The sequence below is a fragment of the Leptospira gomenensis genome (assembly GCF_004770155.1).
Taxonomy (GTDB): Bacteria; Spirochaetota; Leptospiria; order Leptospirales; family Leptospiraceae; genus Leptospira; species Leptospira gomenensis.
The window spans coordinates 146,704-171,034 of record NZ_RQFA01000010.1 but is presented as its reverse complement, the minus strand read 5'-3'; the positions used below and the strand labels follow the sequence as shown (position 1 = coordinate 171,034).

Here is a 24,331-nt window from a genome sequence, read left to right as displayed (position 1 = left end):
TCATAAGTCTCCTTCACATGTTTTCCCAACAAATTTTCCAGCTTGAACAGGAGTACTTACTGGAATTGGACTAACTAAATCTCCAAATGCGTAAATGGCTTGTTCAAAATTTCCCGTCAGTAGATAATAATGAAATGAGACTATCGTTTGAAATAGTAATACGTCTTTAAAAGCCAATCCAACAAATGGAATCTCGTTAGCTAATAAAGATCCAATAAAAGGTTTAGTAAGAGTGTGGGCAGACCCACCCGCTGCATTTGCTCCAACTCCTAATCCAGGTAAGCCATAAATTATCGCATAAGCTGTTACAGCCGCCATCTGCCCGAACGAAGCATAACAAGCCCACTTTCTTGCGGCCTTCTCGTCCCAACGAATTTTGTTCCAACTCGATTTAGAATAACCGCCGGCTATATACGCTTGTGTTGTCAACGGGGTTAAAACATGGCCCAACGCAAAAGCCGCAGTCGCAACAGCCGTCGTCACAATCGGTATTCCAATCACAATTGCAATCGATACGGGAATTGCAGCCATACCAATCACAGTGTAAATTAAAGTACTCCCCGCCAACGCTGCTAACACAGTCGCCCCCATACCAACAGCTCCAACCTGCATCAGAGCAAACGTAGCAGCACCTAACGCAACAGCACCCGCAGCCAACAACGTCACACCCGCACTACTCACAACCATCATCGCCGTGCTCGCAGCAAAACCCACGGTCGCAACAGCAGCAGGAATCACGAACAAAGAACTCGCAGCCAACGTCGTACCGATATAACTCGAAAGACCAAGAACCGCAATACCAACACCAATCACTCCCGCCGCAGCCACAGCCGCGATCATCGAAACAGCACCAAGCGCAGCAGTAAACGCCAAAATCGCCGCAGTCGCAACAACCGCTCCGATTACAGCAGCAGCCGCAATCGCAGGTAACGTAAACATCGGCAAAGCCATCGCCGCAATCGCTCCCCAACTCACGCTGTGACCACTCGGATCCGTATGGTTGATCGGATTTCCTTCCACATACATATACAAGTCTTGCGAGTTCGGACGGGATGCATCGAAGATCGAATCCGCTTGCGTGAATCTTCCAATCATTGGATCATAGTATCTTGATTTGTAGTAATACAATCCCGTCTCTCTGTCTTCTTCTTGGCCCGTGTATTTGTATCGAAATACATCCGGTCCTCCCGAGTCGGAGCGGTTGATTTCCCCATATGGTTTGTAAGCAACTCGTGACACGCCGCCCCACTCTCCTCCTCCAATCCGATTCCCCTGTCCGTCTAACGCCATCGTTACGGACCCAAGATGATCGTTGATGAAAAACAGAAATCCCGTAATCGGTGTTCCCGGTGTCGGCACTCCACTTCCCGGACTTGCCGGTGTTCCGATCACACTCGGTGTCCCCGGGGGAATCAACAACGGTGCCATCGCCCAAGGTGCCTCTCCGTCTTCATTTGGTAAAAAGCCATTGCAATTCGTTACTAACGTAAGCATTGCCATTAAAGTCAACGGTGTGAACAGTTGTGTTTGAATCGCATGCAAAAACGTTCCTGTTTGTAAAAGCGCTAAACAAATTCCTAATAAAAGTAAAATGGAAACTAAATACAAGACAGACATCGGTTCCGAGCGAAGATACGTTCGGATCTCCAACGCCTGGTGAATCGTTTTGTAATACATTCCGTTGCTCGCACCTAACAACGATGTCTTCCACTCTTGGAAATTCTCCGAGTTCCAATCCCGGATTCTCCAAATCGATCCTGTGTTACTTACTTCATTCCGCAATACAGCAGTCGTGCTCGACCACTGACCCAATCTCTCTCCCCCTGCTCCATAAAAGGAAAGGGTATGTTGAACCGGAAACCCAGGTTGATACGATATCTCATACAATCCTCCCAAGCTGATCACTTTCGAGCCATCCACGCTCTTCGTCTTCTTGATACGCGTTCCCGTAAAATCATAGCCGTAGTCGATCGTGCCCTGCTCCGTTGTCACCATCCGTTTCAACTTCTGAAATCCATCATACACAAGCACGCTTCCGTTTCGTGAGATCATATTACCAGAAGCGTCATACCCGTAGTCTCCTACATAACCCGGGCTGGACACGTGGGTTACTGCATTGCGAGGAACGCTGTCTCCGTACGTAAACGTTTTGTCTCCTTCGGGCGTTCCCGCTACGCGGGGCGGGCTCTCCGCTTCGGTCAAGTTATTGGTATATTTCAACGTTAGTCGCCACTTTCATCTTGGGTGCAATAACTTGACCACGCATCGATCCCTTACGCGGTGGGGTTTTACTTTGGCTCCGGGATTTCGCACGGTTTGTCTATGTCTGGCTCCGGGTTCGGTATTATTTCTAAACTGATGGGGATTTGATGCGATTTAAAATAAGTGCCCTCATCCGATTCTACTTCATCACCTACTTGAGGTGGTCCATCTATATCAAATATAATCCTTATTGAATGATTAGGAGGAACATTCAATGTCTTTACAATTTTAGCTAATCTTCGAGGGTCGTTAGCACTAAAATCGAATTTATATTTATTGATTCCTACTGGAATCGGCATTTTATATTCACAGTTTTCTACGAAAGAAAGAGAATGTATTCCATATCGTAGCATCCGCGTCTGATTATAGTATCGCTGCCAATACTCGAAATAAGGATTAATTGTTCGAAAATCTTTTACTTTAGTAAAAAGTTCTTGGTGATCCCAAATACTTACTCGGAAGCTATAAGTAAAGAATTTCGCAATCCGATCTTTATCTTGAAGAATTGCTTTTTCGGAATCGTTTCTTTTATTTTCAAATTTAAATCTAACATATGTGTTTTGACTTGTTGTCACAGCAAGCGGACGAAAAGGTTCATAAACATAGCCAGCACAAGAGATCATTAAAAAAACGATTAAGATAAAAGCTGCTATCAAATATAATCTCATCTATAATGCTCCGCAATACTGTTTCGCTTGATTAGCACCAAATAGCCCTGCCTTAATTATCAGTCCTACCGGCAATGGTGATCCTAGTGATTCCGCCGCATATCCGACCATATCAATTCCTGCTCCTTGAAAATCACCCCTTAGTATCGACAATAAAGTTAATTCATAACTAATTAAATTTATAACTGAAGTGCCATTAGCAGTAAACAAAGAAGCATTTAATTTCCCCCAAGCATCTACTAATAAGGAACCCTCTTCTAATAATCCATACATTCTTGCAAATCCCAAAGCTCCATTTGTAACAGCACCAATTTGTAATCCAACAAACGATATCCCTGTTCCATAACAAGCTCCAATTCTTGCACTCTTTTCATTCCAGTGAATGTTATTGAAACTTGATTTAGATAAACCTCCAGCGATGTAACCTTGCAGAGCATACGGAGAAAGTACCGAGCCTAACGTTGTTGCAGCTATATAACCCAAACTCGCGAATACCTGAATGCTGACAAAACTCGCGATCCCAAGTACAAAGATCGCCGCTCCAAGGATTGGAAATAAAGCAGCAGAAGCGACTAACGTACTTAATAATAGCGCCCCCATACCAACAGCTCCAACCTGCATCAGAGCAAACGTAGCAGCACCTAACGCAACAGTGCCCGCAGCCAACAACGTCACTCCCGCACTACTCACAGTCATCAAAGCAACCGAAGCAGCAAAACCCACGGTCGCAACAGCAGCAGGAATCACGAACAAAGAACTCGCAGCCAACGTCGTACCGATATAACTCGAAAGACCAAGAACCGCAATCCCAACACCAATCACTCCCGCCGCAGCCACAGCCGCGATCATCGAAACAGCACCAAGCGCAGCAGTGAACGCCAAAATCGCAGCAGTCGCAACAACCGCTCCGATTACAGCTGCGGCGGCAATCGCAGGTAACGTAAACATCGGTAAAGCCATCGCCGCAATCGCTCCCCAACTCACGCTGTGACCACTCGGATCCGTATGGTTGATCGGATTCCCTTCCACATACATATACAAGTCTTGCGAGTTCGGTCTACTCGCATCGAAGATCGAATCCGCTTGTGTAAACCTTCCAATCATCGGATCATAGTATCTTGATTTGTAGTAGTAAAGGCCAGTCTCTCTGTCTTCCTCTTGGCCCGTGTATTTGTATCGAAATACATCCGGTCCTCCCGAGTCGGAGCGGTTGATTTCTCCATACGGTTTGTAAGCAACTCTTGACACGCCGCCCCACTCTCCTCCGCCAATCCGATTCCCCTGTCCGTCTAACGCCATCGTTACAGATCCAAGATGATCATTGATGAAAAAGAGAAATCCCGTGATCGGTGTTCCGGGTGTCGGCACTCCGCTTCCCGGACTTGCCGGTGTTCCGATCACACTCGGTGTCCCCGGGGGAATCAGAAGTGGCGCCATCGCCCAAGGTGCCTCTCCGTCTTCATTCGGTAAAAAGCCATTGCAATTCGTTACTAACGTAAGCATCGCGGTTAAAGTCAACGGTGTGAACAGTTGTGTTTGAATCGCTTTTGTCAACGTTCCTTTTTGTAAAAACGCTAAACAAATTCCTAATAAAAGTAAAATGGAAACTAAATACAATATCGACATCGGTTCCGAGCGAAGATACGTTCGGATCTCCAACGCCTTGTGAATCGTTTTGTAATACATTCCGTTGCTTGCACCATACAACGATGTCTTCCAGTTTTGGAAATTCTTAGAGTTCCAATCCCGGATTCTCCAAATCGATCCTGTGTTACTTACTTCACTCCGCAATACAGCAGTCGTGCTCGACCACTGACCCAATCTCTCTCCCCCTGCTCCATAAAAGGAAAGGGTATGTTGAACCGGAAACCCAGGTTGATACGATATCTCATACAATCCACCAAGTGTAATCACTTTCGAGCCATCCACGCTCTTCGTCTTCTTGATACGTGTCCCCGTAAAATCATAGCCGTAGTCGATCGTGCCCTGCTCCGTTGTTACCATCTGTTTCAACTTCTGAAATCCATCATACACAAGCACGCTTCCGTTTCGTGAAATCATATTACCAGAGGCGTCATACGCATAGTCTCCTACATAACCCGGGCTGGACACGTGGGTTACTGCATTGCGATGGCCGCTGTCTCCGTACGTAAACGTTTTGTCTCCTTTCTGAATCAATCTACCAGAATCGCTGTAAACATACGTTTCCGTTCCGTACTTACCCGTCGCGGTCACAAGTCGATTCAAATCGTCGTATGTAAAACTTTGCGACCGAGCGGAAGTCAGTTCGTCCGTAAGGTTCGAAATATTACCCTTCAAATCATACAAATACGTAATATTCTCATATACTTGATCCGTCTTTTTCGTGACTGTCTGAAGAGGACGTTTCGAAATCTTGTCTATATAAATATCCGTCCAAACTCCGTTCCCAAGTTCTCGGAGAACCTTCACCCGTCCACCTTCCACGATCGGCCCTCGGTATTGAACAAGCCCGTGGTCGCTGCTGCTTCCGTCGTTCGGAGTCAAAGAAACTCCCGCCAAATAGCCGCTTTCCGAATAATGATTATGAACCTTCGTCCCTTCCGGATACGTGATCTCCGTCAACTTGTTCAAAAGGTTGAATTTTTTCTCCACGATCAAAACCAAACCCTCGTCCTGGATCAAAGTTTTTTTGAGGATCGTCTGATTTCCCCTCTCGTCGTAACCGAACTCGGTGGTTCCCAGCTCGTCCGTCACCTTAGTAAGCCGGCCCTTACCGTTCGGATAAACGGATCCGTCATATTCAAAAGATTGAATATGAAAACTACCGTCCGATTTCGTAGCGGTTTTGGTAGTCATCCTGCCCAAAACGTCGTAGACAAAATCCACCCTCGAACCGTTCGCATACGATTCCCGAACCAACCTACCGGAAGCGTCATAAGAATAGGCGATCGTGCCCGTATTCGGATTCGAAACGCCGGTCTGTTTGCCGGCCAAATTGGAACTGATATGGGTCGTCCCGTTTTCAAAATCGATCACCTTCGAAACGTTCCCGTAATCGTCGTATTCGTATTGTGTCGTTTTACCGTTCATCGTTTTAGAAATCGTCTGGCCGAGTGAATTTTTAAGCTCCACAAGCGTCGCGATCGTCGTCGAACCCGACTTCGTGACCTTTGTCGTCGAATTCGCACCGTAAACGTAACTCGACTCGATCCCCGTATTCGAAGATTCTAAAATTAAATCCTGATTATCGTCGTAGGTAAAAGTGGTTTCTTCTAAAACTTCCCCACCCTCGATATGCGGGGCGATCTTCCGTAAAACCTTGCCCGCCTTATCCTTGTAAGTCGATTCGGACAAAACGACACCGCCCGAAAGCGAACCCCTTTTCGTAGTCAAACCGTCCTTCAAGTTCAAAATTTCCTCCGACCAGGAGGACGAATTATCATCCGCATCGAAAAACGTCTTCACCCTCGCATCGACCAAACTACCCGTGTTAAAATATTCGATCGTCTTGTTCCAATCATCCGCGCCGGGAAGTCTCACCGCAATTACCCTACCGAACGAATCATATTTAGTAAACGTAATATTACCGTTGACATCCTTACTTTCAATCTCCAACCCGCGGGCCAGGTCGAATTTTTTTTCGGTCACGTGACCCAAGGAATTCACGGATCGAATCGGAAACTTGTGCACGACCGGATCGTATTCGATCGTAGTCACATTCCCTTGAATATCCTTCACCATCGTAGGATTACCGAACGAGTCATACAAAAGAAACTCCGACTCCGAAAAAACGCCCGAGGTAGCGTCCAACTTTTCCCGGACCTTAGAAACCGAATCCCCGTTAAAATCGAATTCCTTTCTCGAAGTAACGACCCCGTCCCTAGTTCTCAAAACCGTTTTCGGTTTAAAAAGAAACGGATCGTCCTCTTGAAACGAAGTCCAATCGACAACCGTGGAACCACCGATCGAAGTTGACTTGCCCGTAGGATTCCGATTCGCGTCATACGAAAAAATAGAGGAAACCGATTGAAACGCGGAACCGGAACGATAAAAAGTTTCCACGCTCGAACCCAGTCTCACCCAAACCGAACCAGAAGCCAAAGTGGATTTCAAAAAATTTTGAGTCGTAAGATGAATCGGAACTCCCGACTTACTCACAAGCGTCGAAGTCGCGGAACCCGCCAAATCCGGATCGGCGGAACCGAACTCTTGCACCGTCGTAGTATCCGTCATCGAATCGTAAGCTCTCATCGATTCAAAACCGAGCATCGCCGATTTTTTGTAACCGCCTCGGACATATCTAGGAGTGGAAAACGAATACGAAGTATTGGAAAGAGGAAACTCCACCCCGGCGGCAAAACCGGAAACCCCGATCGATTTAACTACAAAGTCCGGAGCCAAAAACGGAAACACGTTCGCGACCGCCGGGGAAACCGCCGACGATTTGATCCTTTGAGCGGCCGGTTGCGAATTTAAATTCGAAAGTTTGGATTCATACTCGAAACGGATCGATTGAAAACGACTCGAACTAGAACCTTGATGAATGGCGGCCACCAAACCTTGGGGAATACTTTCGTCAAAACGTAAAATTTCCAAGGTCGAAGCGCTCGCATACGGAACCTGACGGATCAGTTTGGAAAAAACACCCGGAACCGGACTAGGAACCGAACCGGAATAACTCTGCGGAGAAGAATGAACGCCGATCAATTCGGGTCTACCGTCGCCGTTCAAATCAGCCGCTTGTAAAAAACCGTTGGAAGGCCAAACACGATCCGGACTCGAAGAAAAGAAAGGCCTACCGTTCGCATCCAACTTGGAAAAAAGAACGCGGACCGAGTTGTCTTGAAAATAAACAAAGTCCGGCCTACCGTCACCGTTCAAATCCACAAAATCCTTTTTATTCTTCCAATTGCGATACGCCTTTTCCGAAAGAGCCGTCACTTCCCAAGGCCAAGGTGGAGGAATGGTCATACGATTGTTATCCATATCCGTCCAAATCAACGAATCATCCGGACCGAAACGGACCTGAATCTGAACGATAAATAAAAACGTACCAACCCTGATTTTGTCGGCGACTCCGTCTTCGTTCAAATCGATCAAAGTATCGAAATCGGGATAAACCGAAATAGGAGCGGAAAAACTACCGTCCGCTTCTTTCAGTTCCACGAGATAACCCACTTCGTTAAAACGGGAAACACGATCCATACGACCGTCTTGATTGATATCGTAATCCGCATAACCGTAGGAACCGGGAAGAAACGGAAACGCGGCTTCTTCCTGAGGAACGACGTCTCCGATCGAAACGTTCGAATTCCCCGCGACAAAATTTTTACCGTTGAAAAAGAATGAATGAAAATACGAACCGGTGAACGGAGTACCGGAATTACTGATCGTCGAAAAATCCAAGTAACCGTCACCGTTCAAATCGCTCAAAAACTGATTCCCGCTCGAACCGAAACTATTGCCGATCAAAACGCCGGAATGTTCGTAAACGTAAACGTCTTCACCCGATTCCGAAACCAACTGCGTGGAAGGATTGACTTTCAAAAACGTAACGATCAAACGTCTCGAACCGGGCAGCCCGTCGATGCGGATAAAATCGGGAACACCGTTCCGATCCAAATCGGCAAACAACTGAAACTCCAAACCGAAATCGCTGAATAAAAGTTTTTGCGAATAAACGAAATTGGAACCCGTGGACAAGTAAACGTCCAAACCCAAAGCAGCATCGGCCTGGATGAAATCGCTTCTACCGTCCCCGTTCATGTCCGCGACAAAATGTCTGCCTCTGCGATCCGCGTTATTCGAAACGACACCGTTAACGCCGTTCACAAACGTGGAATTCAAATTCGGGCCCCACAAAACGCGCAGAGGATTACCCGGTTTTTCGAAATACAAAAAATCGGCGGCTCCGTCCCCGTTAAAGTCGCCCGGAAAAATTCTACCTTGAGTGGTAAGATTCAAAACCGGACCGACCGCGACCGAAGAAGAAGGAATCGAAGAAGAAGAAGCATTCGCCGCGTTTTTTAAATTCGTGACGTAAAATCTTTGATCGTCTTTCGAACCCAAAATACGAACGTATTCGACGATGCCGTCACCGTTTAAATCCAACGCACCCGCAAAGGAAGTTTCCACACCGTTCACGTGGGTGTCCCAAACGTTCTCGATAGAAGAATTACACAAAGCGATCGCCGACGGACCGACCGTCGCCATACAACCCGCATCGGCGGTGCAGGCGCAAGCCAGAACACCCGCGTCATACGCTCCTTGCAAACCTTCCTGAATCGAGCGAAACGTCAGAGCGAACACGTCCGTAGCGGAACGAATCATAGAAGCGGAGGCCAAAACGCCGTTCGAATTCGCCGTGTAATCGAAGGAGATCGGATCGTAATGATCCCGATCCAAACGACTGAGCAAAAACGAACCGTTATCACGCACAAAAGAAAACGAATATTCATCCGTTAAAACCTCCGAACCGTCCGCGTCCAAAGCGAACACGTCGATTCCCGACAAAAAACGGTTGAACGTCGATTTGGAAGCGGATTGGAAAAAAAGAGAAATATAACCGGCGTATTGCGACGAATACGAAAAAGCGATGCGCGCATTCCCTCTCGCGTACGAAATCGAAGAAGGCAAAAGAACACCGAAAGAAAGACCGGTCGCATCGTAAACGACGTCGTACCCGTTACCGAACCTGTCTCGAACCTGACTCAAACCCCACGTGGTAACGACCGCCGCATCCGGAGCCGAAGCGAATAACTTGGAATTGCTGCTCGTTCCGAAACGAAACTGCACCCCGTTTTTATCCTCGATCGTCCAAGAACCGTCCGCAACCTTACGAACCCGCAGGGAAGAATCCGACTTAAAAGCGAAATTCCCACCGGACAAAGGTAAAAGTTCTCCGCCCAAATCGGACACAAACCGATCCGTGTTGCCCAAAAAACCGAAAGCCGAATTCAAACGAATCGAAGGAATACCGCCGAGCGAAAACCCCTTACCCAAAAACGAATTCCCTTGCGACGAATGATACGACAAGGAAAGATTCGGAACCACATCACCCGCGCCCGGAGGAACGGAAATCGGAATCGAAAACGAAACCTTACCCGAAGAATCCACGTTCGGCTTAGGAAGCGTCTGAGGAATGGAAGATTCAACAAGCGGAAGGGAACGAAACAAAAAGTTTTTGATCGGAGTCAAAGGATTCCAGGAAATAAAAACGAAACAGAAACCCGAAAGCAAAAAAAAATGAAATGAACGCCGCGTCATGTTTGTCCCCGAAACGAATCGGATAAAAAAGCCGGAGACGTTTCCCGAAAAAATGGAATGAGAACGAACATATAGAGAAACCAACGAAAATAGAAAAGAAAAATTTAGAATTCTATATATAAAAAAAATTTTAAATTATAATCTTATTGTATAAGAAAAGGAAACAAAACGAAATCCCATTGTTCTTTTTATAAACAAACAGTATCGAACGATCTTACATGGATCCGAAAAACGCGTTTCTCGTTTACAAATCCGGCACTCGACCGATTGGTGAAAAGAAGCCCGATAGGAAACGCAAGCTCAGTGAAAAAAACAATTCCGATATTATACCTCTTCGTCGTAACGACTCCTTCGCTTTTCGGAACGGAAATACTATTAAAAAACGGAGAATCCTATTTCTCCGAAAACGTAGAAGAAGGAACCGACGCCGTAAAATTCCGTTGGAAATCGAAACTCTATCAAATACCCAACGAGGAAATCCAAAGGATCGATCCGACCAAAAGAGGGGCCGACGTTTCCTACAAATACCGGGAATTTCGTCTAACGGACGGAAGCGTGATACGCGGCATCGTGGTCGAAAAAGGAAAAAGAATCGTAGTCAAAACCGACTTGGGATTCCTGGAACTCGACAAAACCAAATTTCAAATTTTCGAAACGGACAAAATCGAAGAACAAAATCCCGAAGTACCCGAGAAATATAGAATCGATCCGTTCGGAAGCGGACAAATATACGTAGGAGGAAGTATAATCGGAGCCGCAAATCTGGGAATCTGGAGTCGATCCCATCCCGTGACGTACGGAGGAGGATTGTTCTTGGAAAAGAATATAACGAATACCTCATATTGGTTTATCGGAATCGTATCGGAAGGATCGGCATCACCCGGAACGAACGGAAATCTCTACCTATGGAATCAAACCGTCTATCTGGGAAAACAATGGGGAAAAAATTCCCCGTATTTCCTCCTAGGAGGAGGCATCACATCCGTTCGCTGGAAAGGGGAAACGAATCAAACCGGAGGAATGGATCCCGAATTCATGGGGGAAATCGGCTGGTCCTGGAACGTAACGGAAGGAACTCGAATGAGGGCCGGAGTTCGTTCCCAGTGTACGTTCGAAACCGAAACCTCCTTATGTAGAAGCGGAATCAGGATTTCCTGGGGGATATTATTATGAACGACGACGAATTCAAGGCTCGGACGATCGAATCGCCGAAACCCGACCCGGTCCTAAAAAATACGAATCTAAATTTATATAATATAATATTGTATATTATATTATTATTATTTTCATACTGCAACGGATCCCCGTTGACGCAAGGAAGGGACGCCGAAACCGCCAAAATAAAACTCGCCTACGTATCGGCACTAAGCTCCGGAACCGCGACGCTTACCTGGGAATGTACTTCCTCCCGACCCGGAGCGGTCCTCTACGGAAAAGCGGGAATCGAAGCGGCGGCATTCAGTTTACAAGATTCTAAAATTCATACGATGACCTTACGGAATTTGCAATCCGACACCGACTACGTCGCCTCCGTGTTCTGTACGGATCAAATCGAATCCTTGGAGGGAATTCCTCTGGCATTTAAAACGTGGGTAAGCGATTTTCCGAATCGGACGCGGGGGCTTTGGCTAATCGGAGGAATCGGAACCGATTCGCATCCGGTACCACAAATCGATTTATACGATCCGGTGACGTCTACTTGGTATCCGTCCGTAACGACGCAACCGACACCGAGAGCCTATGCGAACGTGGTATCGCACAAGGAAAAAATTTATATCATCGGAGGTTTGGAAAGACAAGGAGCCGCTTGGGTTGCGTCGCGCAAGGTGGAAGTATACGATCCATACGCCGATGTATGGATCGAATTCGCGGGCCTGCCCGTAGCCAACCAAGGCGGAGTCGTAGCTTCCATAGAAGACGCGATCTATATCGTCTCGGGAACGACCACGACCGATATGACCACGGGGACGGTTCTAAATTCAGTAGTGGGAATGGTGCCCGAGTCGGGAGTTTGGAACAACTATACGAGCCCTACTCCCGTATTCGCGCGCGTGGACATGACGGGTTGCGGATTGGGAGGTTCCATCCTGATTTCCGGAGGAAGATTTTACTTGGACGGAACTCCACAATCCACGTCCGACGCGTATGTTCCTTCGGTAAACTCTACGACGAGTGCGGGCGAACCTGCGATCAATCCCGGAAGACACGGGGCCGCGGGAGTATGTATCCGACCGAAACCGACGGATGCGTATCCGACGGATCCGGAATGGTTTACCGTATTGGGAGGATCGACGGGAACCGCAACGACACAGCCCGCGGCGTTCCTCGTTCCTTCCAATCGAACCGATTTTTATCAAATCGGAACAGCCGGGTTTGTCGGCGGACCTGTCTTACCCGCGTCGCTTTATTATCCCGGAGCACAGGCTTCGTATGAAACAAGAAAACTCTATGTGATGGGCGGGGCGTCCTCGCTCAACGTTCCGAGCGACGTCGTCTACTCGATCAATCTGCAAAATCCGATCGCAGGAGCTTGGAATCCGGAATCACAAAAAATGCCCGTTCCTCGTTACGCACACAAAGTCGTTCGGATCGATCGGTAAACGAATGAAGACCGCACTTCCCGTACTGATAAACGTCGTTTCGATCCTACTATTCGTTGTGAACAACGGGGAAGTATATCCGGAAGAGCCGCCTACGACCGGCTCCGCGGAAGGTTACGAACGTGGAGAAAGATTCTTGAGCGTCGGTCGATTTGCGAAAGCGGAAAAAATTGCGGAATCCCTTTTGAACGTTGAACCCTCTGATCCGAAAGCGGAATTCCTACTCACAAGGGCTTGGATCGGGATCGCGAGAGAAGAAAAGAAAAAAGGAAACCTCGAACGAGCGAAACGCTACTTTAGAAAGGCGTATCACAAATGGCCGTTCAATCAGGAACTAAAATCCGAACTGGGCGACATCGACAAAGAAATCGAACCGAAAAAAATAAAACGACCGTCTATCGACCGAAGGGCCAATCCCGATCCGAATCAAGCCCAATATCCGGATCCGGAGTTCCATTCGACGATTTCGGATACCGAAAAAGAAGTTAAACCCGCTCTTTTACGAACGAAAACAAACGACCGAGAAGGCCAAACCGAAACCTCAAAAGAAGGGATGTATCGTACGGCCCTCTCGCTTCTTGCCGGCGTATCGATCCTCAATCTGATTTTAACGATCCTCCTTTGGCGAAAGAAGTAGACTTTCAAACAATGAACGCCCAAAAAACCGAGCAGAACCGAAAACCGAACAAAACGGAAAATCGAAAGCCCGAGATTTTCTAAATCGGAAAATTCCGTGCGGATAAACTTCGAAAAAAAATAAAATAATTGACATATTTGTTATATAGCAGCATGTTTATATAAGTATATATCTATGCAAAATCTAGATGCCACCTTTGCGGCGCTCGCCGATTCCACCCGCCGCGCGATCCTGATGCGTCTCGCAAAAGGCGAAACGACGGTAATGGAGCTCGCCAAACCTTTCAAAATGAGTCAACCCGCGGTTTCGCGACATCTCAGGGTATTGGAACAAGCCGGCCTAATTTCAACGACGGTCCGCGCCCAAGCACGACCGCGCAAACTTGAGACCGCGCCGCTCAAACAGGCAACGGATTGGATTGAGAAATACCGTTTACTCTGTGAAAAGCGTTACCGAGCACTCGACGGGCTTCTCGAAGAATTGAAGACGATACAAACGAAAGGAGAATGAAAAAGATGAAAGCAGATCAAAAAGAAGTGAAGATAGAACTGAGAGGCGAAACCGAAGTAGTCCTCACGCGGTATTTCGCGGCGCCCCGTACATTGGTTTTCGATTGTTTCACGAAACCAGAATTGATACTTAGATGGCTCACCGGACCCGAGGGGTGGAAGCTGGAAACTTGCGAGAACGATCTTAAAGTCGGCGGCAAATATCTGTATGTGTTTGCAGACACAAAGGGCAATAGAATGGGGATTTACGGAAAATTTCTAGAGGTGATCGTACCTGAGAAAGTGACGAACGACGAGAATTATGCCACGGATATGTCGTCGTTCAAACCGGACGGCCCGGAAAACCCGGATGCGACCGTCGAATCACGGACCTTTACAACGGAAGGCGACGGAACACTATTGACCCACGTGTTCAAATATGCTTCGGCCGAAATACGCGAACTCGAGTCCGGCGCGGCCGAAGGTTGGATTCCGCTCTGTTTGGAACTTGATAAATTATTGTTGGAGATCGGATAATAGAATTCTCGAACAAAGCGACAAGGAAATCGAACGACAAGTTCTTGAAGGATTACATTCCGTTTACTACCATTCCGAGACAAAAATGAAACCTTCGCATAATGCTTGTTAGCCGTGAGGAGCAGGTCAAGCTCTTCGAAAGAATCGATCCGGAATACGGAGAAAGGCGCATACAAGCCGATTCTACCGGGGAATTGGTCTCTATGGACGCTTTCATGGTCGGCTCATAAAAAGGAGTTGGGAGAATCTACTTGCAAACCGATATCGATTGCCACAGCCGATTCGCTTGGGGAAGATTTTTTAATACAAAGGTTCCAATCACAGCAGTCCAAACTCTCGATAACGATGTTCTTCCCTCCTTGGAAGAACATAACGTTAAAGTTCGAACAATTCTTACCGACAACGGCCGTGAGTATTGCGGAAGAGAAGATCAGCACCCCTTTGAATTATTTCTTCAGCTCGAAGAAATCGAACATCGAACTACCAAGGTTGGAGGACCTCAAAACAACGGATACGTTGAGCGCCTCCACCAAACCTTACTCGATGAACATTTCAGAATCTCGGAGCGAACTAAATTCTACGAGTCCATTGAAGAAATGCAGATCGATTTGGAGATCTTCTTTGAAGAATACAATTACGAACGAGCTCATCAGGGAAGAAACATGAACGGAAGAACTCCATTTCAAGTTTTCACTGAAGGAATCAAATTTAAAGAGGACGAGAAAAATATTCTAAAAAAATAGGGAATTACTTTCAGAAGTGTAAGGGGAATACTGTCATTGTACATTCATAATCTTTGATTCTTTCAAGAACAATCATTGGATTTTTTCTAATTCTATTTCAATATTTTTAATTTTGGATAATATTTCATTTTTATAATTTCCCAAATTAAACTCCTTTATTTCGATTTTTAGTTAATCTGAATTTTAGTATAATAATCTTAGTGAACGAAATAAATTTCTTTGCCGCACACTATCCGCGCGGTCTTCCTAAAAGCTGGGCTCGTCGTTTCAAATAACGATCCAGGTTTTCCGAAGTCGCCGATCCCGAAGGGAAGCGAAACGTATTCTCTGAATTACTCCCCTATTACGATTTAATTCCGTGAGCGAAACGATGTGACTTTAGCCCGAAGCGAGCCTGAGTGGAAGCCGCGAGTGGCGAACGAAGCGAAAAGCCGCAGTTAGGCGCTGGGTCGTATTTATATTTTTAATATATTTCGTAAAAACTTACCTTTTAATGTCTTATAAATTGAGAAATCAGAATCAATACTAATAATTCGCTCGATCCCTTCCTTCTCGGCGATACACATTAATGATGCATCTGCTAAATCCATTGGTAAGTCTGAATACTTCTTCATACGATTTTTAATGTATCGAAGATCTTCTAAACTTATATCTAAGACATGTATGCTTCCTCTTTCAATCCATTCCAGAAAATCGGACTGGGCATCAATCGAAAATGAAAGTAAATAGATTACTTCAGCCACAACTGGCCAAGTTGAAAATAAAGAACCTTTATAAGCCTTAATAAATTTGTAAGTCGATTTGTGAAATTTATCGTTAGAATTAAATAATGCAACAATCGGACCGGAGTCAATTAGAGCTACGTTTTGCATTCTTACCCTTAATTGATTGATGAAGATATTCTTTTCTATTTTGTGCTAAATCCGAAACATTGGCTGCGTGTTTCCCAAATAAATCTTCTCCTAATTCAAATGGAGTCTTTATATTACCGTGATTTTTGATATATTCTAGAATAGAATCTTTAACAATTTCCGAACGACTTTTACCTTCAGATTTTGCAAAGGAATCCAGCTTTCTTTCTAATTCAGGCGGTAAACGCAAGCTAATCATAATTTTACTGTATCACAATATGGTATTACAGTCAAGAATCTTATTTTAATTTAAATATTTTTATCCCAGCCCAATTCGCGACCTTGCGTCAACGGTACCGATATATGAGACGTTTCGTTGGAGCGCACTCGCGGAATCGAAACTAAAGAAAACGTTTCTGAAAATCAGTAAATTTCTTTCAGAAGAAGTGTAATGTGATTACCGTTACCGGAAAACCTTAGATAAATCCAATGAGCGCTCCCGTCAAAAGCACTATCCAAAAGGAAATCATCGAAGTATCGTAAAACTTATTCAGAAACCAGTAATATACATAGGAAAGGCCAAAGACAATTGCGACTGCAATAAATATCGCAAACGAAAATTCATCCATAAAGAGAAAGCTCAAGATAAAATAAATGCTTGCATAAATAGCCGCGCATATTCGAGGATTGCGAGTTTGAATTAAAATTTTGATTAGTGCACCCAAAAAAGCAATCTTAATAAAGTAAAACATTCTATTCCTTTTGATATGATACTTATTTACCCGTGAAATCGAACTAAAAAATCTTCTCACCTTTGTATTACCGAATTCGCACGGGTTCCGAACGAATAACAAAGATCGATAGCGAAATTACCTTATTTGAATAAGGATAGATTTAGTTATCCTCATAATTATAATCGTATAAAATATAATCGAACTGATACGTATCTAAATAATAATGGTTCCTTTTTGTTAAAGCGTCTAAAATAATATTTTTTCTCTTCAGATTTTTGTGATAGTGATCTAATTTCACATTTGCTAATAAATACTGAATCTTAGCTTCTTCTGAAATGTTAGCGTTTTTACGTGTGGTTAAATTGAAGACTTCCCCTTTCATATCTTTTGCTTTTTGATTCACATAATCTTTTAATCTCAAATCCTCAATTTCGTTCTTATCGAACCAAATTATTTCGCAACTATCACACAAATCTATTTCAACTTCGTTTTGTGCATCGGGCAGAATGATATTCTTCATCTGCGATTTACAGGATGGACAGGAAATTAATCTTTTATTTTTCTTTGATTTCGAAGTAGCTTTAATCTGCGTCCAGATTGGCTCGGAGTAGAATTTAATAATATTTTTTTCACTTATAAAGTGCCCGAAACAGCTCTGGCAAATCCAAAAATATCCGTATTCTGTTTTTAAATTATCAAGTTGATTCGCGCATCTAGGACAATTCAATTTACCTTTCTCCTGCCTTTGTTCCATATTTCAGTTTAAGCAAATGATCCAGACTTCTAACCCTCTCCTGGACGTAATGAAAACCATTACAATAGTATAAGAATTTATTTCCGACGTTTTTCAATCAACGAACCGAAAATCCAACCTTCTACGCTCTTTGTCGGATATCCCCCAGGACAAGGGGGATATAATTTTACATAGTACCAATAAGATTCTTGATTTGAAATTATTTCTTTCTCTGTCAAATGACCAATTAACGAAATAGGCGAGTTCTTAGGAATTCGAACGTAATCTTCCGAAGGAAGATTGACACCTAACAGGTTTATACAATCGACATTGACCAAAGAGTCGAAACGAATTACGTTCCCTTTGTCAACGATTGGCTTTGACCTAAAATAGGCATCTTTCGTTATCTGATATTCTTCATAATCATCTGTTTTCAGGGAAAAGCCCTGAACGCTAATCAGACGTCCCTTAGGTTTGTGAGAAGCGATGTCGAAATGAACGATCGATTCTTTACAGCTCTCTTTTTCAAAACAACATTCTATGGTTTTCTCGGGTAAATACTCATGATCTCTAAAATAATATTCACAAGTAAATTGTTTATCGGGGAACTTAGATTCTTTATAGCTTAAATTAGTAATATTCATACTAATTCTGTTTTTATTAATCGTAAATGTAGCATCGCCGCGTAAAGGTGGATCACCCCAGAAAATAAGTTCTGCCTTGCCATCGCTAAAACTAATATAACTATAATCATTTTCCCAATATTTCGGTTTTTCTAATATCTTCCTCAATTCATTCGCGGATGGAATCGATGAATTGATTTCTTTCTTTTTCGAATCCCCAGTACACTTTATTAAAATTAAAAATAGAGTAACGAAAATAATTTTTCTCATAAGCGTGTTTGAATCCTCCCGAATTAACGAAATAGACTTCCCCGCTTTCCTGTCCCGAAAATATTTTGGGGCAACTTTCGTTGATTTCTCAAGTGAAAAGTCACAACGAATGCCTTGAACGCTCGACGTTATTCTTCCGTAATAAAAACGGAGAATATCTTTTTGTTCTTAGTTTCAAATGAACATTGCGAAATGTCGGAATATAACAAATCGGTTTCTGATGACTGCTTACGTTCTTTCAACTTAACGCCTAATTTCTTTGAAGCGACTTGAATATCATCCCCAAAAGCGACCGACTTGAAAAGTTCTTGATTGGAATTCCCGTAACTACTTAATTGAAGAGAATAAACTTGATCAGAATCCTCTTCTCCCCCGTCATAAATGTAAAGGACCGTTTTTGTATCCTTATCTATTATATATACTTTCGCATTTTGATTTCTATGCTTCATAGTATCATAAGCGGGACCGTATTTATCCTCGATCAAATCAATAGTCTCCTTATAATTTGAGCCGAGTTTAATCCCCATTAAGGAATCGGAAAAACACGCAGTTTGATCCAATGGTGCATTCGATTTTTTTAGAGATCCAAGAAAAAATACCCGCTTTTTATTTTTGAAGGCTCCGTAAAAAAATAAGGAAACTTGAAATTGAACGTTAGTATTTATTTCACTTTGTAGTTCCGAGAGTTGAGATTGAGTTATCCAAATTTTTTGCGTTTCTTTACGATTTCGAAGTGGGATCTCGTATTTGTAATCGCTGAATTTGAATTTTTCGATTCGTGAATTGCCATAGGAATCGATAACCCATTTCTCATTATTAGGAATTTCGATTGCGGGACCTACTGCCCTAACCAACACATCAAATTTAGGAAATCTCCCATCCGTATTAAAATCTGAGTCAGGGGAATTTTCTAAAGGAATGGCTTGTCGAAAACGCGAGAACGAAATCAGGTCTTCGGAAAAGAGATCAATCGATATCAATAAGATAAGTAGCAGAGCGAGTTTTTTCATTATTTCTCCAATATTTCTGTCAGTTGCCGTCTAACAAAACTTATACCTTATTCATCGATTTCCAGGCAAAGAATTTTTTCAAATACACTTTTCTTTAAATTTCACCATGGCTGTAGAATACACTCCGCTCTTTAGCAAATTTCTGCTTGACATTTACCTCCATCCGTGTATACAAAAGAGCCTTCTCGGAACCGACAGCGAATCTCACTTTGAATCAATAACTTGCTCCAAATCCGCAAATTTTTCTTCTTCCGTAGAAACCAAAGGCACTAATACAACTTGGTCGAATTTAGGCACGATCTCCTCGCGCCGTTTCTCACCGACCGCCCTTTTCCGAGATATCCGGTAAGTCTTTCAGTACTTCAAAGAACGTGAACCTTCTTCAGAGCAGTAAACAAAAGTTCTCTCTTCGTTGTGTAAATCACAGCGCAAAATCCAAGGACAGTTATACATGCTTGCGAAGAATCGTTGACGTAAAGACGGAATTCGCGATCAAGTTGCTGAAGGAAATCATCGGTTGGTTAAAGCCGCTTTCTCTGCGGTTATATTCGACCTGAATTTAGTCAGTTGTATTTGGATGAATTCAGTTTCTTGAGGAATACACATAACTCGGCGAGTTGCTTTCAACGGATCGCAACTCAGGTTTCGATTCACTGGGGACTAACGATCGGAAGAAACTCTTAAAAATTTTCGCTCCCCTACCCCGGTGGGGATGGGCGGGAATGGATCGGGCACGTTATTCGTCTTTGAACAACTCGTCCGTAAATCTCGAATCGCCCACCATCCGGCTTTCCAAAAGATTAAACCCCACCCTTCTGAAATACGGCTCGATCATTTTGAGATATTGTCGTTTGGTCCGCACATACGCATACGGATCTTCGAAAAAGATTTCCTTTTTCATCCGGATATAATCGTTCTTCGTAGGAACGGAAAAGTATAAGTATTTTACGATTTTATGAAGTTTCTCGAAGACCGGTTTCAGATCTCCCCGAATATATTGAACCACGGAATTGCAGATCCCGAGATCGAAAGGAAGATGGACGAAATAGGAAAGATCCAGATCCTGAACCGTAGTATTCAACACGGACATATTCCAAGCCCGAATCCATTTTTGTGCGAGAAGTTCGTCGAGCATTTGTTCGGAAGGATCGATGGCTAAGACGCGGCCCGGTTTGAAAATCTTAACCATTTCCTTCAGCAAAATTCCCTTACCGAAACCGAAGTCCGCTACGGAGTTCACGTTGATTTCCATCAGATTCAAAATCGATTTCGCATAACGTGCGTGTTCTTTTGCGTTGAAGGTGGCGTCTACGTCCGTTCCGGAGCCGTAGATATCCCTCCAATACGCCGTCTCAAACGGAAGACCGTTGGCTCCGAGGATGGTTCCCTCTTCTTCCTCGGCGGACTCGGCCTTAAACGGACGAGAATCCGACGAACCTCGTTTCCAAAGAGGATTCAAGGGTTCGTTTCCGGAACGGGACGCAAAGCTCCCGAGGAAAGAATACTCGTTAAAAGACGATTCAATCCTTGTTCTCCGTTTTTTTCCGTAAGCTGAAGGTTGGCCTTTTCCACTTGAATTTTGATCTGAGTATTCTCTTTTTCGGCCGCGATCGTCTTCGCCAAAAATCCGGTGATTAAAATCTGCTCTCCGGAAAGAAAAAGAAATTGCGGCGTCCGGAACTTATAACGCCTGAGCATCTCGCGTTTGTCCGCGAGCCAGACTTCTTCCAAAAAAAGGTAATCCCGATTCTTCCAATCCTTCGGTCTAAAACTTTGTAATCTTTGTTTCGTATGAAAATACACGTAAGACGAAACCGCGGGGGCAGCGTAAATCGTTTCGTCGGTGCGAATCACTTCCCTGCCTTTCAGTTGTGTCAGATCCTTGACGAAGGAATTCAGCTTCGCCGCGTTGATGCCCGTCGTCGGCTTCACCGAAAAATACGCGGAAACAAGAAGGGCGACGAACAATACCGCGCTGGCCGCGATCGTATTCAGTTCCTTTTCGGACTTAAGAAGAAAATTCCCCGCATAGAGGATGAGAAACAAAGGACCGAAGTTAAGAATATATTTCCAAACGGTTTTATAGAACGTTTCGAAGGATTTAGGTCCGTAAAATTCCACGTTGACAAGAACGATCAACAAAGTCAAAAAAATCCCCAGATACACGAGCAGAACCAACTGCGGAATATTTCTTCGTTTAAAAAACACCGATTGGTTTTTTTTTCTTTCTCGAATCCCCACCGTCCCCGCCTTGATGACGAAAATCGTCATTCCGGTGAAAAAGACCGTAAAGTGTGAAAACAAAGACGCGAGAACACAGAACACCAACAGGAATATGTCCCCCAACGTCTCCATTCGAAACGCCAAAAACAAAACGATCAAAAACGCTGCGGAGAACAATTCCGGATAAAAAAACGAAGGCATCGAAAACGTAAGAGGAGTGATCGCGGAGAAATACGCGAGTAGATAATGATTGGGCTTCCACGTTTCCCTCTGCAATCCGAATCCGATGAGATGGATACAAATCGAAAAAACGAACGCGGACAAGGAATAAAAGGCGGTGGTATAATTGAGCCCGGTAATCGATTTCCAAACGTCCAGAATCAAAAACGGCAAAGGAGCCTGGTCGTTGAAAAATTTTCCCTCCTCCGTCAGAGAACGAAGATTGGCGAGAATTTCCATCGCCTCCGGATTTAACGGTTCTCCGAACCAAGTATAAAGCGCGGAAAGTACGATCGCGAGACCGATTGCGGAAAGAAAAAGGAGGATCGGATTGGCTTTGTTGTTTCTTTCTAAGTCCATGAGAGTCGTCGGGTTTTTGCGGAAATCAGAGCAAGGATAAAAATTTGGGTGAAATTCTACCAACACATTTTGAAGTAACAATGAGAACCTCGAATCGGGACAGAATTCATGGAAAATAAAGATCATCTCCTTTACGACAAAGCCGGAAAACCGACAAAAGAACCAGCCTGGATCTTCCGAACCTACGCGGGTCATACGAATGCCAGGGAATCGAACGAACTTTTTAGAAAGAATCTTTCTAAGGGACAAACCGGTCTTTCCATCGCCTTCGACCTCGCGACCCAGTGCGGTTACAGCTCCGATCACGCGATCGCAAGACCCGAAATCGGGAAAGTGGGAGTTCCGATCAACACCTTGGAGGATTTTAGAATTCTTTTTCACCAGATTCCCATCGAGGAAATGAACACTTCGATGACGATCAACGGGACTTCGATGTATCTTTTGTCCCTTTACGTCGCCCTCGCCCAGGAACGAGGCGTGGACATCGGACTTCTCCAGGGAACCACACAAAACGACATCATCAAAGAATATCTCGCCCGAGGAACTTACATCTTTCCTCCGGCTCAATCCATCCGAGTCATCGTGGATATGTACGAATACTGTCTGAAGAATATTCCGAAATGGAACCCGTCTAACATCTGTTCGTATCACTTGCAGGAAGCGGGAGCGACTCCGGTTCAGGAACTCGCATTCGCGCTCGCAACTGCAATGGCGATCCTCGACGCGATCAAGGAAAGAAACTGTTTTACGCCGGACGAGTTCGAGCAGTGTGTGGGGAGAATTTCGTTCTTCGTAAACGCGGGAATCCGTTTCGTGGAAGAGATGTGCAAGATGCGGGCTTTCACCGATATGTGGGACGAGATCACGAGAGATCGTTACGGAGTGAAACAGGAAAAATACCGCCGTTTCCGTTACGGGGTTCAGGTGAACTCGCTCGGTCTTACCGAAGAACAGCCCGAAAACAACGCGTGGAGAATTCTCATCGAAGCGTTAGGCGTCACCATGAGCCGCGACGCTCGTTGCAGAGCGCTTCAGCTTCCCGCTTGGAACGAAGCCCTTTCCCTTCCAAGACCTTGGGATCAACAGTGGTCTTTGCGATTGCAGCAGGTTCTTGCGTATGAAACGGATCTTCTCGAGTATCCGGATCTATTCGAAGGTTCTAAAGTAGTCGAAAGCAAAGTAAAAGAACTCAAGGAAGAAGCTTACAAAGAGATTCAGAAAATTCTCGACATGGGTGGAGCGATCAAAGCGATCGAGAACGGTTATATGAAATCCCAGCTTGTCAAGTCGCAAGCGGAACGTCTCGCAAAGATCAACAATAACGAACTCATCATCGTCGGTAAGAACAAATGGACCGAGGGAACCCCTTCTCCATTGATGACCGATCAGGACGGGGGCGTTTTCAAAGTGGATCCTAAGTCCGCGGAAGAAACCCTCGAAGTTCTCGCGAAAGTAAAATCGAAACGCGATCCGAACGTCGTCAAAGCGGCGCTGGAAACTCTCGAAGCCGACGCAAAAGCGGGTAAGAATCTGATGTACGCATCCATCGAGTGTGCGAAAGCCGGAATCTCCACGGGAGAATGGGCGGACGTTCTTCGATCCGTTTTCGGAGAATACAGACCTGCGACCGGAGTCGAAGGACAAAAACTCAATCTGGAAACCGAAAAAGTCGTTCGCGTTCGCGGGAAGGTAGAAGCCTTCCTAAAAGCGAGCGGCTCCAGACCGAAGATCGTGGTCGGCAAACCCGGGTTAGACGGACATTCCAACGGAGCGGAGATGATCGCCGTGTCCGCGAAACACGCGGGATTCGACGTGATCTATTCCGGAATTCGTTTAACACCGGAAGAAATCGTTCAAACCGCGGTGGAAGAAAACGCGGACGTGATCGGAGTTTCCATTCTTTCCGGTTCTCATTTGGAACTCGCGGAACAAATCTTCTCGGAATTGAAACACTACAAAGCCGATATCCCGGTCGTATTCGGTGGAATCATTCCTCCAAGCGACTTTGACGCTTTGACGAAACTCGGAGTGAAGGCGATCTTCACGCCGAAGGATTACGATCTGATGGACGTGATGGAAAGAATCATCGACATCATTTCCAAAACCGTTAAAGCCGCCTAACGCG

Annotated in this window: 17 protein-coding genes and 2 pseudogenes; 9 read left to right on the top strand and 10 right to left on the bottom strand. The window is 44.9% G+C overall.

All coding sequences use genetic code 11. The features are described 5' to 3' along the window. Entirely contained in the window at positions 1 to 1,677 is a 1,677-nt protein-coding gene (locus tag EHQ17_RS01995) for an RHS repeat-associated core domain-containing protein (protein WP_135743156.1), read from the bottom strand. A 168-nt stretch (positions 1,678 to 1,845) separates the two neighbouring features. Between EHQ17_RS01995 and EHQ17_RS19695 the strand changes: the two genes are divergently transcribed. After that, on the top strand, positions 1,846 to 2,046 hold the full coding sequence (locus tag EHQ17_RS19695; protein WP_167882471.1) for a hypothetical protein: 201 nt from the start codon (positions 1,846 to 1,848) through the stop codon (positions 2,044 to 2,046). A gap of 242 nt (positions 2,047 to 2,288) precedes the next feature. Here EHQ17_RS19695 and EHQ17_RS01990 read toward each other — a convergent pair whose 3' ends face one another. Both EHQ17_RS01990 and EHQ17_RS01985 read right to left on the bottom strand, forming a co-directional pair. Beyond that, on the bottom strand, positions 2,289 to 2,930 hold the full coding sequence (locus EHQ17_RS01990) for a hypothetical protein (protein ID WP_135590237.1): 642 nt from the start codon (positions 2,928 to 2,930) through the stop codon (positions 2,289 to 2,291). After that, complete coding sequence (locus EHQ17_RS01985; protein WP_135736123.1) at positions 2,931 to 10,178, bottom strand: RHS repeat-associated core domain-containing protein; 7,248 nt, start codon at positions 10,176 to 10,178, stop codon at positions 2,931 to 2,933. Positions 10,179 to 10,481: 303 nt separating this feature from the next. Between EHQ17_RS01985 and EHQ17_RS01980 the strand changes: the two genes are divergently transcribed. The 6 genes and pseudogenes from EHQ17_RS01980 to EHQ17_RS01955 form a co-directional block, all read left to right on the top strand. Then, positions 10,482 to 11,351, top strand: a complete 870-nt coding sequence (locus EHQ17_RS01980) for an LA_3334 family protein (protein WP_135595134.1) — start codon at positions 10,482 to 10,484, stop codon at positions 11,349 to 11,351. Further along, positions 11,348 to 12,778 carry a Kelch repeat-containing protein gene (locus EHQ17_RS01975; RefSeq protein ID WP_135595136.1) on the top strand — a complete coding sequence of 477 codons (1,431 nt, stop codon included), beginning with the start codon at positions 11,348 to 11,350 and terminating at the stop codon, positions 12,776 to 12,778. The genes EHQ17_RS01980 and EHQ17_RS01975 overlap by 4 nt, the downstream gene beginning before the upstream one ends. A 4-nt stretch (positions 12,779 to 12,782) precedes the next feature. Continuing rightward, on the top strand, positions 12,783 to 13,415 hold the full coding sequence (locus tag EHQ17_RS01970; RefSeq protein ID WP_135595138.1) for a tetratricopeptide repeat protein: 633 nt from the start codon (positions 12,783 to 12,785) through the stop codon (positions 13,413 to 13,415). A gap of 174 nt (positions 13,416 to 13,589) precedes the next feature. Continuing rightward, the gene (locus tag EHQ17_RS01965) at positions 13,590 to 13,925 is read left to right on the top strand and encodes an ArsR/SmtB family transcription factor (protein ID WP_135595140.1); all 336 of its coding nucleotides are present in this window, start codon (positions 13,590 to 13,592) and stop codon (positions 13,923 to 13,925) included. Positions 13,926 to 13,930: 5 nt separating this feature from the next. After that, positions 13,931 to 14,440, top strand: coding sequence for an SRPBCC domain-containing protein (locus tag EHQ17_RS01960; RefSeq protein ID WP_135595142.1), 510 nt, complete (start codon positions 13,931 to 13,933; stop codon positions 14,438 to 14,440). 116 nt (positions 14,441 to 14,556) lie between these two features. Continuing rightward, positions 14,557 to 15,183: pseudogene (locus EHQ17_RS01955) on the top strand (integrase core domain-containing protein); the annotation flags it as partial. A gap of 455 nt (positions 15,184 to 15,638) precedes the next feature. Here the strand turns inward: EHQ17_RS01955 and EHQ17_RS01950 are convergent. From EHQ17_RS01950 to EHQ17_RS01925, 5 genes are all read right to left on the bottom strand, one after another. Continuing rightward, on the bottom strand, positions 15,639 to 16,055 hold the full coding sequence (locus tag EHQ17_RS01950; RefSeq protein WP_135595144.1) for a type II toxin-antitoxin system VapC family toxin: 417 nt from the start codon (positions 16,053 to 16,055) through the stop codon (positions 15,639 to 15,641). Next, entirely contained in the window at positions 16,033 to 16,293 is a 261-nt protein-coding gene (locus EHQ17_RS01945; protein ID WP_135595146.1) for a ribbon-helix-helix protein, CopG family, read from the bottom strand. The genes EHQ17_RS01950 and EHQ17_RS01945 overlap by 23 nt, the downstream gene beginning before the upstream one ends. Positions 16,294 to 16,928: 635 nt before the next feature. Continuing rightward, positions 16,929 to 17,522: a TFIIB-type zinc ribbon-containing protein gene (locus EHQ17_RS20240; RefSeq protein WP_135595148.1), complete on the bottom strand. Its 594-nt coding sequence runs from the start codon at positions 17,520 to 17,522 to the stop codon at positions 16,929 to 16,931. Between the two features lie 77 nt (positions 17,523 to 17,599). Beyond that, complete coding sequence (locus EHQ17_RS19915; protein WP_210412870.1) at positions 17,600 to 18,394, bottom strand: hypothetical protein; 795 nt, start codon at positions 18,392 to 18,394, stop codon at positions 17,600 to 17,602. 128 nt (positions 18,395 to 18,522) lie between these two features. Beyond that, entirely contained in the window at positions 18,523 to 19,404 is an 882-nt protein-coding gene (locus tag EHQ17_RS01925) for a hypothetical protein (protein ID WP_135595150.1), read from the bottom strand. A gap of 410 nt (positions 19,405 to 19,814) precedes the next feature. On the opposite strand from EHQ17_RS01925, the pseudogene EHQ17_RS20050 reads away from it, so the two are divergent. After that, a pseudogene (locus tag EHQ17_RS20050) lies at positions 19,815 to 20,007 on the top strand (transposase); the annotation flags it as partial. A gap of 133 nt (positions 20,008 to 20,140) precedes the next feature. Here EHQ17_RS20050 and EHQ17_RS01915 read toward each other — a convergent pair. Together EHQ17_RS01915 and EHQ17_RS01910 are read right to left on the bottom strand one after the other, a co-directional pair. Beyond that, on the bottom strand, positions 20,141 to 20,785 hold the full coding sequence (locus EHQ17_RS01915) for a class I SAM-dependent methyltransferase (RefSeq protein WP_135595192.1): 645 nt from the start codon (positions 20,783 to 20,785) through the stop codon (positions 20,141 to 20,143). 74 nt (positions 20,786 to 20,859) lie between these two features. Continuing rightward, positions 20,860 to 22,206, bottom strand: coding sequence for a hypothetical protein (locus tag EHQ17_RS01910; RefSeq protein ID WP_135595152.1), 1,347 nt, complete (start codon positions 22,204 to 22,206; stop codon positions 20,860 to 20,862). Between the two features lie 108 nt (positions 22,207 to 22,314). Between EHQ17_RS01910 and EHQ17_RS01905 the strand changes: the two genes are divergently transcribed. Further along, on the top strand, positions 22,315 to 24,327 hold the full coding sequence (locus tag EHQ17_RS01905; protein ID WP_135595154.1) for a protein meaA: 2,013 nt from the start codon (positions 22,315 to 22,317) through the stop codon (positions 24,325 to 24,327). Positions 24,328 to 24,331 lie beyond the last annotated feature (4 nt).

Coding starts and splice junctions, on each gene's coding strand:
- EHQ17_RS01995 (WP_135743156.1), bottom strand. CDS start 1,677: ATGTATTACAAAACGATTCACCAGGCGTTGGAGATCCGAACGTATCTT.
- EHQ17_RS19695 (WP_167882471.1), top strand. CDS start 1,846: ATGTTGAACCGGAAACCCAGGTTGATACGATATCTCATACAATCCTCC.
- EHQ17_RS01990 (WP_135590237.1), bottom strand. CDS start 2,930: ATGAGATTATATTTGATAGCAGCTTTTATCTTAATCGTTTTTTTAATG.
- EHQ17_RS01985 (WP_135736123.1), bottom strand. CDS start 10,178: ATGACGCGGCGTTCATTTCATTTTTTTTTGCTTTCGGGTTTCTGTTTC.
- EHQ17_RS01975 (WP_135595136.1), top strand. CDS start 11,348: ATGAACGACGACGAATTCAAGGCTCGGACGATCGAATCGCCGAAACCC.
- EHQ17_RS01970 (WP_135595138.1), top strand. CDS start 12,783: ATGAAGACCGCACTTCCCGTACTGATAAACGTCGTTTCGATCCTACTA.
- EHQ17_RS01965 (WP_135595140.1), top strand. CDS start 13,590: ATGCAAAATCTAGATGCCACCTTTGCGGCGCTCGCCGATTCCACCCGC.
- EHQ17_RS01960 (WP_135595142.1), top strand. CDS start 13,931: ATGAAAGCAGATCAAAAAGAAGTGAAGATAGAACTGAGAGGCGAAACC.
- EHQ17_RS01950 (WP_135595144.1), bottom strand. CDS start 16,055: ATGCAAAACGTAGCTCTAATTGACTCCGGTCCGATTGTTGCATTATTT.
- EHQ17_RS01945 (WP_135595146.1), bottom strand. CDS start 16,293: ATGATTAGCTTGCGTTTACCGCCTGAATTAGAAAGAAAGCTGGATTCC.
- EHQ17_RS20240 (WP_135595148.1), bottom strand. CDS start 17,522: ATGGAACAAAGGCAGGAGAAAGGTAAATTGAATTGTCCTAGATGCGCG.
- EHQ17_RS19915 (WP_210412870.1), bottom strand. CDS start 18,394: ATGAGAAAAATTATTTTCGTTACTCTATTTTTAATTTTAATAAAGTGT.
- EHQ17_RS01925 (WP_135595150.1), bottom strand. CDS start 19,404: ATGAAAAAACTCGCTCTGCTACTTATCTTATTGATATCGATTGATCTC.
- EHQ17_RS01910 (WP_135595152.1), bottom strand. CDS start 22,206: ATGGACTTAGAAAGAAACAACAAAGCCAATCCGATCCTCCTTTTTCTT.
- EHQ17_RS01905 (WP_135595154.1), top strand. CDS start 22,315: ATGGAAAATAAAGATCATCTCCTTTACGACAAAGCCGGAAAACCGACA.